This window comes from Neolewinella lacunae (assembly GCF_014349155.1).
In the GTDB taxonomy this organism is placed as follows: Bacteria; Bacteroidota; Bacteroidia; order Chitinophagales; family Saprospiraceae; genus Neolewinella; species Neolewinella lacunae.
On sequence record NZ_JACSIT010000040.1, the window covers coordinates 19,233 to 34,324 of the forward strand.

Sequence of the window (15,092 nt, forward strand, 5' to 3'; positions counted from 1 at the left end):
GGCCGCTATTCTCCATGCTGCTGGCGTGAACTATCTTGGCAGCCACTAACCAATTCTGCGCTTAATAATGAAGTACATTTTTCTGCTGTCTTTGGCGTTGCTGACGCTGTCTCTCCCCGCCCAGGAAACGGCCAACTGGCTACGGCACGCGGCCATTTCCCCCGACGGCAGCCAGATTGCCTTCACCTACAAAGGAGACCTCTATAAGGTACCGGCTGCGGGCGGAATGGCCACGCAGCTGACCTTCCACGATGCGCACGATTACCTTGCGGTGTGGAGCAAAGACGGCGAGCAAATCGCCTTCGCCTCCGAGCGTTACGGCAACTTTGACGTCTTCGTCATGCCCGCCAGCGGTGGCCAGGCCACCCGCCTGACCTTCCACTCCAACGACGAGGTGCCCTACAGCTTCTCGGCCGACGGCAGCGCGGTACTCTTTGGTGGCTTGCGTCAAGACGAGGTCAAGCACCGGCAGTTCCCCACCCGTTCGCAACCGGAGCTCTATTCCGTACCCGTAGCCGGCGGGCGTATCGACCAGGTACTGACCTTTCCGGCGGAGTACGTTCAGGTCTCCAAAGACGGCGGCACGCTGGTGTACCACGATAAAAAAGGCGGCGAAGACGAATACCGCAAGCACCACACTTCGTCCATCACCCGCGACATCTGGACCTACGACACCAAGACGAAGGCCCACCGCATGATCACCACCCACGACGCCGAAGACCGGCAGCCCATCTTCAGTGCCGACGAGCAAAGCCTGTACTTTTTGAGTGAGCGCAGCGGTAGCTTCAATGTCCACAAGCTGGCCCTGGCCAAGCCGGCGGAGACCACCCAGCTGACGCAGTTCAAGCTGCACCCCGTCCGTTTCCTCAGCTTCGGCAACGGCGTGCTTTGCTTTGGTTACGACGGTGAGCTGTACACCATGCGCGAAGGGCAGGAGCCGAAGAAAGTGCCGGTAAAAATCATCACCCAAGACAAGAACAACCGCGACAAATTCATCTCCGTCAGCGGCGGCGTCAGCGAGATGGCCGTCTCGCCCAACGGTAAGGAAATTGCCTTCATTGCGCGGGGGGAAGTATTTGTCACCTCCGTCGACGAAGCCTTCACGAAGCGGCTGACGAACACCCCCGAGGCGGAGCGTTTTGTCACCTGGGGCCCCGAAGGCAAATCCGTCGTCTACGCCAGCGAGCGGCAGGGCAAGTGGAGCCTCTACAAAACGGAGAAAAGCCGGGAGGAAGAACCTTTCTTTTACGCGGCCACGCTGCTTAAGGAAAGTCCCGTCATTTCCAACGACCAGGACAATTACCTCGCCAAGTACTCCCCCGACGGTAAACAACTGGCCTGGATTGAAGGTCGCCGCACCCTCAAGGTCCGCGACCTGGCCAGCGGCAAAGACGTCACGCTGCTTACCCCCGCCGAGCTTTTCCACATGAGCGACGGCGATAAGTACTTCGCCTGGAGCCCCGACAGCAAGTGGTTATTGGTGGAATGGGACATCCTGCTCAACAACAGCGACATTCTGCTGATGAAAGCCGACGGCACCAAGCGCGTCAACCTCAACGAGAGTGGCTACTACGACAGCCGCCCCAAGTGGGTCAACGGCGGCAAGCAAATGCTGTGGTTCAGCAACCGCGATGGCCTGAAATCCTACGCCACCAGCGGCAACTCCCAGCAAGACGTCTACAGCATGTTTTTCACCCAGGAAGCCTGGGATAAATTCAACCTGAGCGAAGACGAGTGGAAACTGCAGAAGGCCATCGAAGAAGCCAAGAAAGAAGCGGAAAAAGCCAAGAAAGAAAAAGAAGCAGAGGCCAAAAAAGAAGACGGCAAGAAAGACGCTAAGAAAAAGGGGGCCGACGCCAAGGAAGAGGACGAGAAAAAAGACGACAAGAAAGTCGATACCCTCACCTTCGACTGGAACAACCTCGATGAGCGCAGCAGCCGACTGACCATCCACTCTTCCAACCTGGGAGACGCGGTGCTCAGTAAAGACGGGGAAACCCTCTACTACCTCGCCCGCTTTGAAGACAAGCTCAACCTCTGGAGCACCAACCTGCGCACCAAAGAAACCAAGCAGGAAATGAAACTCGGGGCCAACTCCGGACGCCTGGAATGGGACCAGGAAATGAAAAACCTCTACCTCCTCTCCAGCGGAAAAATTGCGAAAATCGAGGTAGACAAAAGCAAGCAGACACCGGTAAAACTGGGTGGTGAAATGCCCTTTGACGCAGCGGCCGAACGCACCGCCATGTTTGACCACGTATGGATACGGACCAACGCCATCTTCTACCACCCCGATTTTCACGGCATCGACTGGGGGCAAATGAAAACAGAATATGCCAAGTACCTGCCCTCCATTGGCAACTCTTTTGAACTGACGGAAATGCTCTCGGAAATGCTCGGCGAGCTCAACGTCTCCCACGCCGGTGCCCGTTACCGCCGCACGGGTTACGACAACCCCGACGCGACCGCCTCCCTGGGCATCTTCCAAAACTACACCCACCGGGGCGATGGCATCCTGATCGACGAAGTAATTTTGGGCGGTCCGCTGGACAAAGCGGGAATGGACGTGAAAGCGGGCATGATCATCGAAAAGATCAACGGAGAGACCATCCTGGCCAACCGCGACGTGGCCAGTTACCTCAACCGCCTGGCCGACCAGTTTACCCTCCTCGAACTCGTGGACCCCGCCACCAAGGCCCGTAAGACGATCACCGTCAAGCCCATCTCCCTGGGCGAAGAAAACGGCCTCCTCTACAAGCGCTGGGTGAAGATGAACGAAAAGGAAGTCGACGAAAAAAGCCAGGGGCAGCTGGGCTACGTGCACATCCCCGGGATGAGCGACGGCCCCTACCGCGCCATTTACGAAGACATGATGGGCAAGTACTTCAACCGCAAGGCCATGGTGATTGATACCCGCTTCAACGGAGGAGGCGACCTGGTAGCCGACCTGGCCATGTTCTTCACTGGCGTGCCCTTCATCACCTACGCCACCGAAGCCAAAGTGGTGGGCGGAGAGCCGACCTCCCGCTGGACCAAGCCGACGCTGGCCCTGATCAACGAGGCACAGTACTCCGATGGCCACTGCTTCGCCTGCGGCTACTCCGACCTGAAAATCGGCAAAACCGTTGGCATGCCCACCCCGGGCACCTGCAGCTTCGCCGGCTGGGAAGGATTGCCCGACGGCTCCACCTGGGGCGTAGTGCCCATCAGCGCCAAAGACATCAACGGCAAATGGATGGAAAACAACCAGACGGAGCCCAACATCCGCGTGAAAAACATGCCCGGGGTAGTCGATCAGGGCCGCGACCAGCAACTGGAACGGGCGATTGAGGAATTGCTGAAGGAGGTGAAATAAGGCGGGGAAGGGTTTTAGTGGTTGAATGAATGCGTTGGAATAGTGAAAATGTCGGATTGTGAGCTGGCAGCGGAAACCAACACGTTGGGATAACGAAAACGTCGGATTGATTTATCGAAAACGTCGGGTGTAGCCCGACGTTTTCGTTCAATCCCCCCAACCCCGTATCTTCACGCCCTCCTCAAGCGCCAAACAGCCCCCCTATGCACCATCGTTTCCTCCTCCTTTGCTCCTTTGTCCTGTACCTCGCATCCTGCGTCAGCGCCCAGGTGAATGCCCAGCAAATGGACGGGCCACCGGCGAAGTATTTCACCAGCCACAAATTCACCCGGGCCGATACCCTGCGCGGCGCCTTGCGCCCGGAGCGGACGAGCTTTGACGTGACCTACTACGAACTGCACCTGGAGGTGAACACCGAAGCACGCTCCATCGAAGGGCGCGTGGAGATGGATTACCAGGTGGTGGCCCCCACCGGGCGCATCCAGCTGGACCTCTTTAAGAACCTGAAAATCAAGGACATCCAGCAAAACGGACAGGTCCTGCGCTACGAACGCATCGACAATGCGGTCTTTATCGACCTGCCCGCGGAGCCCGCCGCAGGCTCCCGCCACCGGATGAGCATCCGCTACGGCGGCACCCCGGTGGCAGCCAAAAATGCGCCCTGGGACGGCGGTTTCGTGTGGGCCCTGGACCAACGCGACCGCACCTGGGTGGGCGTCGCCTGCGAAGGAACCGGAGCCAGCCTGTGGTGGCCAAACAAGGACCACCTGAGCGACGAACCCGACTCAATGCTGGTGAGCGTAACCGTCCCCAAACGTTTTTTTGTGGCCAGCAATGGCAACCTGCGCGCCGAGGTGGAACTCGATAACCGCTACCAGAAACGCTACGACTGGTTCGTTTCCTACCCCATCAACAACTACAACGTCAGCCTGGGCATCGGCTCCTACGTCCATTTCGACAGTACCTACGTGGCCTTTGATGGTGAGGTGCTGGACCTGGATTATTACGTACTCGACTACAACCTGGACAAGGCCCGCCGGCAGTTCCGGCAGGTGGGCCCGATGCTGGCCGCCTACGAACACTACCTGGGCAAATACCCTTTCTGGGACGATGGCTTTGCCCTCATCGAAACGCCCTACCTGGGCATGGAACACCAGAGCGGCATCGCCTACGGCAACCGCTACATGCGCGGCTACCTGGGCGGCGGGCTGCCGCCGGGGATGGACTGGGATTACATCATCATCCACGAAAGCGGACACGAGTATTTCGGTAATTCCATCAGCGTGGCCGACCACGCCGAAATGTGGATCCACGAGTCGTTTACCACCTACCTGGAGGCCCTGTACGTTGAGTACCGCTACGGCCCCAAAGACGCCCTGCGCTACCTGGCCATGCAGCGGCCCTACATCCGCAACGAGGCTCCGATTGTGGGGCCGCCCGGCGTGAATTTTGACGACTTTGCCGGTTCGGATCACTACTACAAAGGGGCCTGGATCCTGCACACCTTGCGCAATGTGCTCAACGATGACCCGCTGTTTTTCGGGATGCTCCGCAGCTTCTACCAAGACCACCAGCACAGCATCGTGAATACCCAGCAAGTGGTGGATTATTTCTCCAGATTCGCGGAGCGGGACCTGACGCCCTTCTTCCGGCAGTACCTTTTTCACCCCGCGGTGCCCACTCTCGAAATCCGCGAAAAAGCCGGGCAAGTCGAGTACCGCTGGCGGACGGACGTTGCCGGTTTTCACGTCCCAGTGGGCGTTTTCATCGGGTCGGAGGCGGTGCGCCTGGATCCCACCGCAGCGTGGCAACCCATGGGCGGAGGCTTTAGCGCCAAAGACGTCCGGGTAGACGCCAGCCGTTTCCTGGTAGATCTGGAAATTGTGAAATAATCTTTTTTGCGCGGTCGCAGGTGCACCCCCCCGCCCCCCCGAAGGGGGGAGAACGGACAGGGAGCAATGGGAGTAAGTGCCTAAACTTCTTCCCTCCGAAGGTGGGGAACCTCATCATGCAGGCAAAAAAATGCGGGTTTCCAGCCGTTAGTAGCCGAAAACCCGCAGTGATTTATTGGGTAATTCTTCTGGAGGGCTTATTCGCCCGGAGCGATCAATTGTACGCCATCGGCCAGGAAGTGCAGTTCGCGCTTGGGCTCGGTGATCATGGCGATTTCCTCGGGGGTTTTGCCTGCGTCTTCGGCGTAATGCTGCAGTTCTTCTACGGGCGTGAGCTGGAGGAAGGCTTTGCCGTGCATCACTACTTCGCGGCCGCTGATGTCTTTGGGCATGAAGAAGCCGTAGTCCTTGAACTTCACCATCATTTCTTCGTCGGTGCCCGTGGCAATCGTCATCCAGCAACCTTTGGCCTGGCAGACTTCGTTAACGGTGCCGCGCAGGGTGGTAGCAACGGTGTCGGTCAGCGACGCTTCGTCGTAGCTGGCCAGCAGGTTGTTGGCGGGCATGACGGTTGCGGCGTCAAACTCGGCGCCGAAGGTAGCCTCCACCATCTCGGCGGAGTTGGCCCCGGTGGTTTCTTCCGTAGCGACTTCCTGCGGGGCGTTGCCGCAGGCGAAGACGAGGGAGCAAAAAAGGGCGAGGGAAAGTATCCGATGCATAGTAGCTTAATTTTGAGGGGCAAAGATACGGCGGTCAGCATTGTCATGAAACCAATGACAAACGCTGCGCGGCCAGTACGGCAGCCGAAGACGGGCAAAAGGACGGAAGGGAAGGGGCCTTACTGGTATCCGATCAGCTCCGTGATGTAAGCTCCGGCGTAACCTAGTTTTTTGAGTTCCTTCTGGAGCGCTTCGGCCTTGGCGTGATCGGCAAAACTTTCGCGGCTCTCCACCACCCACACCTGTTCGCAGGGGCGGTAACGGGCCACCAGCGTAGGATGGAAAGGATATTCGGAAGGACTGGTATAGCGAAGGATGGCCACCTGGATCTTGTACTCCTTGGTGGGCGTAGTGGCAAAGCGCGGCAGGGAAGGCGTGGTAGATCCGCCGGGGATGGCGGCAACGCTGCCGTAAGTGGCGGGCCCTTCTTCGCAGTAGGGTGGCTTTTCAGCCTGGGCGTAGAGGGCGCAAGAGCAAACCCATACGAGGAGAAAACATAAATTTTTCATAGTACTTGGTATCGTTAAAGAGAAAAACAGGCAGCTTTTGGGAGATTGGATGATGGGAAGCAAAAGCTGAAAAGGGATTAATACACTAACAACAAATAACCCGGCCAAAGATGTTCACCGGCTTCGGGCGCTGGCGGATGGGTAACTCTGGAAGGAAAAGCTCCGGATCAGAGGAAACTCAACATTCCTCCTCCGTACGCAGCCTGCCCCGATCAGCCCCGGAGTACCACCAATGGACGACAAATCAAATATAAGGTCACTTCACTCAATTTCTACTATCTCGCGGTAGCGGACTTCAATTTCCACCCTCCGGTTCAGGGCCCGCATACTGCTGCCGGGCAGTTCGCCGAGGCCGACGATTTTGATTTCGTTGGCCTTTAGTCCGGCTGTTTGCAGGTGAATGCCCACGGCCTTGGCGCGGTTTTGGCTCAGCTTGATGTTGTAGCCGGCGTCGCCAATGTCGTCGGTATACCCGGTAATGACGATGTTGAGCAAGGTTTTCCCCTTGAGTTGTTCGACGAAAAGGGAGATGCTTTCGATCTGCCGCGGGGTAAGGCTGGCGTCGTCGAAATTAAAGTTGACGGGCAAGCTGCGGGTCACCAGGCGGGTTTTGCGCTGAATGGTGTCTTCCGGGATAGGCTCGGGTTCGGTCGGAGGGGGGGGCACTGCCACGGGCGGTGGCGGTGGCGGTGGGCTGGCGGCTTTGGCCAGGAGCAAATCGATGCGGTAGGTGCTGAAGTTGTCCCAGGCGGGAATGCCGAAAACGCGTTGGTAGGGCAGGTAGTCGGGGTGAACGACTTGCAGGGGCAGCGCGGCTTCGGAGGGGGCGCAGATGAAGAATCGCCCGCCGAAGTTGGTGTAGTAGGTTTGTCCGTTGGCCAGGGAAATGGCCTGATCGGTGATGGGTTCACCGGTCAGGCTATCCGTGACGTAGCCCGCTACGTAAGTGATGGGGCGTCCGCTGAGTTTGTCGGAAAGCTTGAAGCTGTAGATGTCGAGTCCACCCAGGCCACCCGGGCGGTCGCTGGCGAAATAGCCGGTTTTGCCATCGCTCGTCAGGTGAAAGCCCAGTTCGCGGTGGGGGCCGTTGACGGGCGGGCCGAGGTTCATCGCCTGGGTAAAGCGGTTGGTGGTTTTATCCCAGTAGCTCACGAAGATGTCCTGGTCGCCCAGGCTGCTGTGTCCCATGCTGGCGAAGTAGAGGGTACCGCCGTCGTTGCTCAGGAAGGGCCCTTCTTCGTCTTCGGGGGTGTTGACGCCGGAGCCGAGGTTCTGGGGTTCACTCCAGGTGCCGTCGGGCCTTTTTATGCAGCGGTAGATGTCGCTCCCCCCGAATCCACCGGGGCGAATGGAGGCGAAGAAAAGCTGCTGTCCGTCGCAACTGATGGCGGGCTGGGAATCCCAGCTTTCGGCGTTGACGTAGTCGGGCAAGGGTTCCACCCTTTCAATTTTGCCGTCGATGAGCCAGCCCGCGTAGAGATCGCACCCGCCCCGGCTGGTATTGCCGTGGCAGAGCGTGAAGTAGATTCTTTCACCGTCGCGGACGAGGGTGCACATCCCCTCGGGTTCGAGGGTGTTAAAGCTGCCGAAGCGGGCGGTGGTGAAGGTGCCATCGAGGTTGCGGCGGCTGCCCCGGATGAGGTCTTCGTCGTTGCCCTGGCCCATCCGCGTAAATAGCACGGAGCTGAGATCGTTGCTGAAGAAAGGAAAGTAATCGTCGCGGTTGGTATTAATGGCTGTCCCGAGATTGTGAATTTCGGTGACGTTGATGAACTGCGAACTGTCTTGGGTAATTTGCGCGGCCTGGATCTCGCGGTCGAGCTTTTTCAGGATGGCGGCTTCTTGCTGGGCCTCTTCCTCGCCGTTGCGGCCGAACACGCCCCGGTCTTGGGCCTGCAAGCGCTGGAACATCTGCAAATAGTGCAACGCCAGGGCGGGCCGAGACATTTTGTAGTAGACTTTGCCTAGCTGGTAGTAGAGCAGGCGGGAGAAGGTACTGTCGCGGGCAATTACCGTTTGGTAGGCCTCGGCGGCCGCCGGGTAGTTGCGCTGCAGTTCCTCGGCCGTTCCCAAAAAACGGTAGGCGGCGGTAAAGGAAGTATCCAGTTTGGTCGCCGCGCGGAAGGATTTGGCCGCTTTCTGGGCTTTGCCCGCCAGGAGGAAATTCACCCCGTCGTCAAACGCCCCCTTGGCTTCGGCGGATTTACTCACCCACTGGGCCGACGCCGTAGCCACCTGTAGACACAGCAGCAAAAGCACTATGGAGCGGTAACTCAGCATTTCAGATAAGGTTTTCAGGCGGAAAGTTACTAAAAAAGCTTGGGCCTCGCCGTACGGCGAGGCCACAAGATAAAATGAGTGCATTAGTAAACTATCGCGGCTAATGTAGGAACTTTTTGAAAATTTCGCGGGCTCTCCCACGCTTCCCGCTCCGCACCCTGGGCAGGAAACCAGCGCAAAAGCACGCCAAAAATCTCCTGAAAACGGGAAAAAGGCCGCAACCGGAAACGCAGCCGGCACCCCAACCGGGGCGGAAGCGGGTGACGAACAAACCTAACCAACTGATAATCAGAAGCTAATTCACGGACTGCTCCCAACGAACGGAGAAAGCCACGCCTCTTTTCCCGCTTTTCATACTCCGGGAGAAAATCAAACCAATCCCATTTCGGCAGTCTCTGATTTCAACGTTCTTGGGCGGCGGCTTTATTTCTCACGTACAATAATCTCAGCTCCTTTTAGCGATAGCAATACTATCAAAATTAACCATTTCTTGTTGTTCGCTTCTGCGTCCAGCGGTGGTGTACGGGGTAGAACCAAGGATGTCCCAACGCGTTATTTCTGCATGCAAAAGTTCAGCCTTCTCCTCCTCCTCTCCCTGTTGTTCGCGGCCTGCAATACTGTTCAGGACCAGCCAGACAGTGCTCCCCTGACCAGCAAAACCATGGCTCCCGGCCACTTTTCCGGTGGCCTCTACGAATACTGGTACGAAGGCGTTGCCGAGCTCAATACCTATGACTTGCAGCAAATCCGTTACGGAGAAATCCACCCCGGCCAGGCTACCCTCATTTTCGTCTCGGAGGACTTCCTGACGGATAAGCAGGTAAAAAACGACAACTACACCAACCCTGCCTCCACGCCCATCATCAAGACCAACTTTCTTCGTCGTTTCACCACTGGCATCTACGACTACTCGGTGATGACTTCCGTCTTTACGCCCACCAAAACCGATGAGCAGCCGCATACCCTCAAAGTGACCACGGGGCTGCAGGATTGGTGTGGCCAAACCTTTACCCAGCTCAACCACGATGGCGGCGGAGCCTGGAACGTGCAGTTGCGGTCTTACTTCGAGCGCGAAGGTGATACGAACAAGCAGTTGCCCGCCGACTTTCTCGAGGATGAGGTCTTCAACCGCATCCGGACGGGCTGGGAAAACCTCCCCACTGGCAACTTCAACGTCATCCCCAACACGGGCTACCTCCTGATGACCCACCAGCCTTACGAAGCGGCCAAAGCGACCGTCCGCCTGAGCGATTACGCGGGAGACCGCTTCACGGGCACCTCCCTGAAATCTTACGTGGTCGATTTCACGGATCTCGGCCGGAAGCTCGAAGTGGTCTTTGAGGCCGCTTCCCCCTACGTCATCCGGGGCTGGACCGAAAGCTACGATAGCCGGGGCAAGCAGCTCACGACCGTAGCTACCCTGACCCACCAGGTGCGCGAGCCCTACTGGTCGCAGAACAGCACTGCCGACGTGGGCCGGCGGGACAGCCTGGGCTTGCCCGTTTACGAATAGGGGCCCTCCGGCCGAAAAGCTGGTGGTACAAACATCTGGTGCCCGAGCGGGGTTTGTTTGGTGATTGCCCCCCAGCGCTGCGGCTGGCGGTGCTCTTCCATTCCCAACCTTAGCTTTTTTAAGATGCCCTTCCGTTACTCGCCTGCGTTTTTCTTTGCCCTTTTCTTCAGCCTTTTCCAGCTCCTTGCCGCGCAGGGAATCCGACCCTACGACCCCGACCCAACCGCCAACGCCGTGTTGCTGGGCCTGGGAGGCAGCATCACCATCGGCTCCATGTTTCTGGATAAGCGGGTGAAACCCATGACGGAGGACGACGTACGGCTGCTCGATTTTGACCGCATCCCGGGCATCGACCGCTACTCCACGCGTCACCTTTCGTTGAAAACTGACGAAGTGACGGATAAACTGTTGCTGACCAGCTTTGCCAGCCCCTTCTTTCTGCTGCTGGACCGGGATGGTCGCGACAACTTCGACGACATGGCCCTGATCGTTTTCCAGGGAGCCCTGTTGAATTCCGCCCTGATCAACCTCTCGAAGGCCGGCGTGCGCCGTCCCCGCCCCTACAATTACAACCCGGACGCGCCGATTGACCTGAAGATGCGCAAATCGAGCCTGTACTCCTTCTACAGCGGGCACGTGGCCACGGCCGCCTATTTCAGTTTTACTACTGCCCGCCTCTACAGCGATCTACATCCCAATAGCAAGCTCAGTCCCTTCGTGTGGACGGCCGCCGCGCTCATCCCCACCACCGTAGCCTACGGGCGAATGCGCGCCGGGCGCCACTTTTTCACCGATGTGTTGGTGGGTTTTGCCGCGGGCACGGCGATTGCACTGACCGTGCCAGCCCTGCACCGTAGTGGCGAGTAGGCCCTATGGCCGCGCCCCCACCCAATAGCTGCCGTCTTCCAGAAATTCCTTTTTCCAGATCGGGACCGATTTTTTCAACTCGTCGATCACCCACGCGCAACCCGCGAAGGCTGCGGCGCGGTGGACGCTGCTGACGGCAATGATCACCGCAACGTCGCCAATCGCTAAGGCCCCGGTACGGTGGTGTACACTCACGGCGTGAAGGCCGTGCATTTCCCGGGCCGCTTCGGCAATGCGGCGCATCTCGCGGAGGGCCATCGCGTCGTAACTGGAGAATTCGAGGTGGGTGACGACCGCGCCCTTGTTCTGGTTGCGGATGGTGCCGACGAACAGGCAAATCCCTCCGCAGGACGGATCCTGGACCGCAGCGTAGCACGCATCGATGCTGAGGGGATCCGCAGAGAGGAGAATGTCTTCCATGTTTTCTTGAAGGCGTTGAAGCCTGGAAGGTTTGGATGCCGGATTACGGATGCGCTGCATCTTCTGGTGGGAGTACCCCGGATTACGGATGCTTCGCATCCTTTTAGTGGGATTCCCCCGGATTACGGATGCTTCGCATCCTCCATCCGGGGTTATTGAGGTTGGACCCCTACCGGGGTCAGGGAGGGCTCTTCTACCCGAATACTCCTTTCCTCCTTTCCCCCTTTACTCCCTTTCCCCTTTACTCCCTTCCTACCCTCCACTGACCGGCGGTATCACCACGAGTTCATCTCCTGGCTCCAGCACTTCTTCGGGCAGGGCGTACAGCTCGTTGCGGGCAATGGCGAAGGTGACCAATTCGCCCAGGGCGGGATGGTCTTCCAGCAGGCGTTGGCGCAGGTCGGCCACGGTCGCCCCGGCGGGCAAGGCTACCGCACAACTGCTCCCGCCAAAGATTTCGGCCGCAGCGGCAAAGGCCAGTACCCGGTGCTGAATCATTTTCCCAGGACGTTGTCGTACACCTGCACCCGTTTGAACTTCGCCTCCTGTTCGGCGACGAACTTCAGGTGGATGGGGTCTACCTGGTACTGGTCATGCCCGGCCACATCGTCAAACCAAAGGATGAGGGCGTAGTCAAAAGAGTTGTCCGTCACCCCCCGCGTCGGCGTGCTGGCGGCGGGACCTACGAACATGCGCTTGACCGAGGAAATCTCCTCCAGCTGCCACACGCCATCCACAAATTCCTGCGCGCCGGCGGCATCAACGGAGTCTTTCAGCCAGAAATACACGGTGTGGATCAGGCCAGGCTCGGCGGCGGCATCGACTTCTTTCTCGATGATGGTTTCCTCCACAACTTTCTCCCCGTTGCAGTTGGTGAAAAATGCCAGGGTGCAGCAGAAGAGGAGGCCAGTGAAAAGCGTGCGCATAGTACGGTGGTTGATTGCGCGCCAAGATAGCAGCAATTCTCCATTCTCCGTACCGGCACCCTTCTTTTCTACCGAATCGTTGGCACGCGCTGCGGTCTAGAGGGCGTTGTCGTAGACCTTCACCGTGGCAAACTTAGCGGCCTGCTCGGCCACGAATTGCAGGTGGATGGGGTGATCCTGGTAGTGTTCCTGCGCGGCTACATCGGCAAAAAAGAGGTGGAGGCTGTAGTCGAACGAATGGTCGGTCACCTCCCGCTCGATGGTCTTGGCGGGCGGGCCAGCGTAGAAGTGCAGTACGCCGGGGACGGCCGCCAGCCGGGCAACGCCCTGCTCAAAGTCGCGGCGGGCCGCCTCGTCGAGGTCGGGCTGCAGCCAAAAATAAACGGTGTGGATCAGGCCGGCACGTTGCTCGCTCATGGCTTTCGATTTGGTCTTGGTAAACGATTGGGGGGGCCAAAGTAAGGCAGATTTTTCAGCCAGTAACGGCCGGGCCGTAGCCGCTGCGTTATGGAGCCGCCGGAAAACGCCAAAGGAAGGGTAAAAGAACGCTACGGCCGATCGGTTCGTTATAGCACCCGTACCTTAGGGCCCGTACGCTGGCCCATAAACCGCCCTTTGCCAAATGACCATCATCATCATTATCTTCACTTGCCTCGTTTCCTGGCAGGCTTTCAACCGGCCCGAACTGCGGGCCAAAATGCTCTTCTACCCTACGGCCGTCAAAAACCGGGGTGAGTACTACCGCTTTTTGTCCCACGGTTTCATCCACGCGGATTTCATGCACTTGCTGTTCAACATGTACGCGCTGTACATTTTTGGGGGCATTGCGGAGGCTACCTTTACCTGCCTTTTCGGGCCAACGCTGAGCAAGCTGGGGTACCTGCTGTTTTACCTTGTGGCCATTGTGGCGAGTTCCTACGTCAGCTACCTGCGCCACCAGGATAACCCGGGCTACGCCAGCCTGGGGGCTTCGGGCGCGGTGGCGGCGATGATCTGGCCCTACGTCATGTTCGATCCCTGGAGCTGGTTTATCTTCCCGCCACTGCCGGCCTTTTTGCTCGGCATCGCCTACATCGCCTACAGCCACTACGCCGATAAGCGCGGCGGAGACAACATCGGCCACAACGCCCACCTCTGGGGGGCCATCTTCGGTTTGCTGGCCTACGTCGTCCTCTGCCTGTTCCTGGAGCCGGACATTTTGACGGCCTTCGTAGAGCGGCTCATGGAGCCCCGGGGGATGAATTCACCGCGCAGCTACTTCGATCCCTGCGGCTAGATCTTCTTTTTTGCGCGGTCGCAGGTGCTCCCCCCCGTCCCCCCGAAAGGGGGAGAAAGGATGTGGAGCGGGGGAAGTCCAACCCAACTTTGCCCTTCCACTTTTCCTTTGCACCTGCGGCCGCGCCCTGAGGAAGAATAGTTGCGGGCAAAGCCGTACTTTTGCGCCCGATTTGGGGCAAGCCAGCCCCGGTCCAACTAAGAAAAAGTATAGCAGCATGGCACTCAAATGCGGTATTGTTGGCCTGCCCAACGTCGGCAAGTCTACCCTCTTCAACGCCCTGACCTCCGCCAAGGCCCTGGCCGCCAACTACCCCTTTGCCACCAAGGAACCCAACATCGGCGTCATCACCGTCCCCGATCCGCGGCTCGATAAGCTGGCCGAACTCGTCAAACCCCAGAAGGTGCAGCCCACCACCGTCGATATCGTCGACATCGCCGGCCTCATCAAAGGTGCCAGCAAGGGCGAGGGCCTCGGCAACCAGTTCCTCGGCAACATCCGCGAAACGGACGCCATCATCCACGTCGTACGCTGCTTCGAAGACGATAACGTCGTCCACGTCGACGGCTCCGTAGACCCCGTCCGCGATAAAATGGTCATCGATACCGAATTGATTTTCAAGGACATCGAAACCGTCGAAAAGCGCGTAGAAAAGTTCCGCCGCACCGCCAAATCGGGCGATAAGGAAAGCAAGAAAATGGTGGACGTAGGCGATGCCCTCCTCTCCCACCTCAACAGCGAAAAACCCGCCCGCAGCTTCGAAACCGACGAAGAGGGCCAGGAAATCGTCAACGAAATGATGCTCCTGACGGCCAAGCCCATCCTCTACGTCTGCAACGTCGATGAAGAAAGCTTCGCCACCGGCAACGCCTACACCCAGGCCTTCCAGGCTTCCGTTGCCGCCGAAAAAGCCGAGGTCATCCTCATCTCCGCCCAAATCGAAGCCGAAATCGCCGAGCTGGAAAGCCGCGAAGAACGCCTGGAATTCCTGCAAGCCATGGGCCTGAGCGAGCCCGGCGTCAATAAAGTCATCCGGTCCAGCTACCAGCTGCTGAACCTCCTGACCTACTTCACCGCCGGCGTCAAGGAGGTCCGCGCCTGGACGATCAAGGAAGGCACCAAGGCCCCCGGCGCGGCCGGCGTGATCCACACCGATTTTGAAAAGGGATTCATCCGCGCCGAAGTCATCCACTACGAAGACTACGTAAAATTCGGCTCCGAAGCCGGTGCCCGCGACAATGGCAAACTGGGCGTGGAAGGCAAAGAATACGTGGTGCAGGACGGGGACGTTATGCACTTCCGTTTTAACGTATAAGGCGGCCTACTTTACTCCCT

General features: G+C 58.4%; 13 protein-coding genes. 6 read left to right on the forward strand and 7 right to left on the reverse strand.

The window, feature by feature from the left end; translation table 11 throughout:
- Positions 1-67: 67 nt before the first annotated feature.
- On the forward strand, positions 68-3,355 hold the full coding sequence (locus H9S92_RS01640; protein ID WP_187464986.1) for a S41 family peptidase: 3,288 nt from the start codon (positions 68-70) through the stop codon (positions 3,353-3,355).
- Positions 3,356-3,558: 203 nt separating this feature from the next.
- Positions 3,559-5,247 carry a M1 family metallopeptidase gene (locus H9S92_RS01645; RefSeq protein ID WP_246463589.1) on the forward strand — a complete coding sequence of 563 codons (1,689 nt, stop codon included), beginning with the start codon at positions 3,559-3,561 and terminating at the stop codon, positions 5,245-5,247.
- Positions 5,248-5,444: 197 nt separating this feature from the next.
- Here H9S92_RS01645 and H9S92_RS01650 read toward each other — a convergent pair whose 3' ends face one another.
- The 3 genes from H9S92_RS01650 to H9S92_RS01660 all read right to left on the reverse strand — a co-directional run bounded on the left by H9S92_RS01650 (position 5,445) and on the right by H9S92_RS01660 (position 8,755).
- Positions 5,445-5,966 carry a DUF4920 domain-containing protein gene (locus H9S92_RS01650; RefSeq protein WP_187464987.1) on the reverse strand — a complete coding sequence of 174 codons (522 nt, stop codon included), beginning with the start codon at positions 5,964-5,966 and terminating at the stop codon, positions 5,445-5,447.
- Between the two features lie 119 nt (positions 5,967-6,085).
- Complete coding sequence (locus H9S92_RS01655; RefSeq protein WP_187464988.1) at positions 6,086-6,475, reverse strand: hypothetical protein; 390 nt, start codon at positions 6,473-6,475, stop codon at positions 6,086-6,088.
- Positions 6,476-6,736: 261 nt separating this feature from the next.
- Positions 6,737-8,755 carry an OmpA family protein gene (locus H9S92_RS01660; RefSeq protein ID WP_187464989.1) on the reverse strand — a complete coding sequence of 673 codons (2,019 nt, stop codon included), beginning with the start codon at positions 8,753-8,755 and terminating at the stop codon, positions 6,737-6,739.
- Between the two features lie 562 nt (positions 8,756-9,317).
- Between H9S92_RS01660 and H9S92_RS01665 the strand changes: the two genes are divergently transcribed.
- Together H9S92_RS01665 and H9S92_RS01670 are read left to right on the forward strand one after the other, a co-directional pair.
- Positions 9,318-10,268 carry a hypothetical protein gene (locus tag H9S92_RS01665; RefSeq protein WP_187464990.1) on the forward strand — a complete coding sequence of 317 codons (951 nt, stop codon included), beginning with the start codon at positions 9,318-9,320 and terminating at the stop codon, positions 10,266-10,268.
- 123 nt (positions 10,269-10,391) lie between these two features.
- Positions 10,392-11,135 carry a phosphatase PAP2 family protein gene (locus tag H9S92_RS01670; RefSeq protein ID WP_187464991.1) on the forward strand — a complete coding sequence of 248 codons (744 nt, stop codon included), beginning with the start codon at positions 10,392-10,394 and terminating at the stop codon, positions 11,133-11,135.
- 3 nt (positions 11,136-11,138) lie between these two features.
- On the opposite strand, the gene H9S92_RS01675 is transcribed toward H9S92_RS01670, so the two are convergent.
- The 4 genes from H9S92_RS01675 to H9S92_RS01690 form a co-directional block, all read right to left on the reverse strand.
- On the reverse strand, positions 11,139-11,555 hold the full coding sequence (locus tag H9S92_RS01675) for a molybdenum cofactor biosynthesis protein MoaE (protein WP_187464992.1): 417 nt from the start codon (positions 11,553-11,555) through the stop codon (positions 11,139-11,141).
- A 252-nt stretch (positions 11,556-11,807) separates the two neighbouring features.
- The gene (locus H9S92_RS01680) at positions 11,808-12,053 is read right to left on the reverse strand and encodes a MoaD/ThiS family protein (RefSeq protein WP_222935934.1); all 246 of its coding nucleotides are present in this window, start codon (positions 12,051-12,053) and stop codon (positions 11,808-11,810) included.
- The gene (locus tag H9S92_RS01685) at positions 12,050-12,481 is read right to left on the reverse strand and encodes a Dabb family protein (RefSeq protein WP_187464993.1); all 432 of its coding nucleotides are present in this window, start codon (positions 12,479-12,481) and stop codon (positions 12,050-12,052) included. The genes H9S92_RS01680 and H9S92_RS01685 overlap by 4 nt, the downstream gene beginning before the upstream one ends.
- Positions 12,482-12,577: 96 nt before the next feature.
- A complete protein-coding gene (locus tag H9S92_RS01690) occupies positions 12,578-12,898 on the reverse strand; it encodes a Dabb family protein (RefSeq protein ID WP_187464994.1) in 321 nt (106 codons plus the stop codon).
- 205 nt (positions 12,899-13,103) lie between these two features.
- Here H9S92_RS01690 and H9S92_RS01695 point away from each other — a divergent pair, with 205 nt between their 5' ends.
- Together H9S92_RS01695 and ychF are read left to right on the forward strand one after the other, a co-directional pair.
- On the forward strand, positions 13,104-13,757 hold the full coding sequence (locus H9S92_RS01695) for a rhomboid family intramembrane serine protease (RefSeq protein WP_187464995.1): 654 nt from the start codon (positions 13,104-13,106) through the stop codon (positions 13,755-13,757).
- A gap of 217 nt (positions 13,758-13,974) precedes the next feature.
- Positions 13,975-15,072 carry a redox-regulated ATPase YchF gene (gene ychF / locus H9S92_RS01700; RefSeq protein WP_187464996.1) on the forward strand — a complete coding sequence of 366 codons (1,098 nt, stop codon included), beginning with the start codon at positions 13,975-13,977 and terminating at the stop codon, positions 15,070-15,072.
- Positions 15,073-15,092: the final 20 nt, after the last annotated feature.

Coding starts and splice junctions, on each gene's coding strand:
- H9S92_RS01640 (WP_187464986.1), top strand. CDS start 68: ATGAAGTACATTTTTCTGCTGTCTTTGGCGTTGCTGACGCTGTCTCTC.
- H9S92_RS01645 (WP_246463589.1), top strand. CDS start 3,559: ATGCACCATCGTTTCCTCCTCCTTTGCTCCTTTGTCCTGTACCTCGCA.
- H9S92_RS01650 (WP_187464987.1), bottom strand. CDS start 5,966: ATGCATCGGATACTTTCCCTCGCCCTTTTTTGCTCCCTCGTCTTCGCC.
- H9S92_RS01655 (WP_187464988.1), bottom strand. CDS start 6,475: ATGAAAAATTTATGTTTTCTCCTCGTATGGGTTTGCTCTTGCGCCCTC.
- H9S92_RS01660 (WP_187464989.1), bottom strand. CDS start 8,755: ATGCTGAGTTACCGCTCCATAGTGCTTTTGCTGCTGTGTCTACAGGTG.
- H9S92_RS01665 (WP_187464990.1), top strand. CDS start 9,318: ATGCAAAAGTTCAGCCTTCTCCTCCTCCTCTCCCTGTTGTTCGCGGCC.
- H9S92_RS01670 (WP_187464991.1), top strand. CDS start 10,392: ATGCCCTTCCGTTACTCGCCTGCGTTTTTCTTTGCCCTTTTCTTCAGC.
- H9S92_RS01675 (WP_187464992.1), bottom strand. CDS start 11,555: ATGGAAGACATTCTCCTCTCTGCGGATCCCCTCAGCATCGATGCGTGC.
- H9S92_RS01680 (WP_222935934.1), bottom strand. CDS start 12,053: ATGATTCAGCACCGGGTACTGGCCTTTGCCGCTGCGGCCGAAATCTTT.
- H9S92_RS01685 (WP_187464993.1), bottom strand. CDS start 12,481: ATGCGCACGCTTTTCACTGGCCTCCTCTTCTGCTGCACCCTGGCATTT.
- H9S92_RS01690 (WP_187464994.1), bottom strand. CDS start 12,898: ATGAGCGAGCAACGTGCCGGCCTGATCCACACCGTTTATTTTTGGCTG.
- H9S92_RS01695 (WP_187464995.1), top strand. CDS start 13,104: ATGACCATCATCATCATTATCTTCACTTGCCTCGTTTCCTGGCAGGCT.
- ychF (WP_187464996.1), top strand. CDS start 13,975: ATGGCACTCAAATGCGGTATTGTTGGCCTGCCCAACGTCGGCAAGTCT.